This is a genomic window from Syntrophomonas sp. UBA5494, from assembly GCF_002426325.1.
This window is the reverse complement of sequence record NZ_DIPG01000140.1, coordinates 18,379-18,700: the sequence shown is the minus strand read 5'-3', so window position 1 is coordinate 18,700 and position 322 is coordinate 18,379. Positions and strand designations below refer to the sequence as shown.

Below are 322 nucleotides of genomic sequence, written 5' to 3'. Positions count from 1 at the left end.
TCAGTGTCCTTCTGTGTTGAACTCCTCACTAACCCTGCTGGTACAGATAGCTGCCCAAAAGGGCTACCCCGGCAGCGTTGTCGGTGGAGAGAGCGGGGGCGGCAAAATACAGTTTCATTCCTACGGCCGGATGTTCCAGGCGTTTGCGCAAGCGTTCCCTGATTATGCCGTTGGCCATTACTCCTCCCACCAGAAGTACGTCCTTGAAGCCTGATTGCTCGTATTCTGACAAAAGTATTTTTTCCAGGGTATTGGCTATCATTTTAAATAAAGCCAGTGCAATCTGCTCGTGGGGATACCCCTTATTGATAAAGTCCAAAGC

At 50.0% G+C, this 322-nt stretch carries 1 protein-coding gene; it reads right to left on the bottom strand.

Annotated elements, in window-relative coordinates; translation table 11 throughout:
- Positions 1-28: 28 nt before the first annotated feature.
- Positions 29-322, bottom strand: a 294-nt coding sequence (locus B3W37_RS15780; protein ID WP_483176391.1) for a Kae1-like domain-containing protein, incomplete at its 5' end; no start/stop codon positions are given.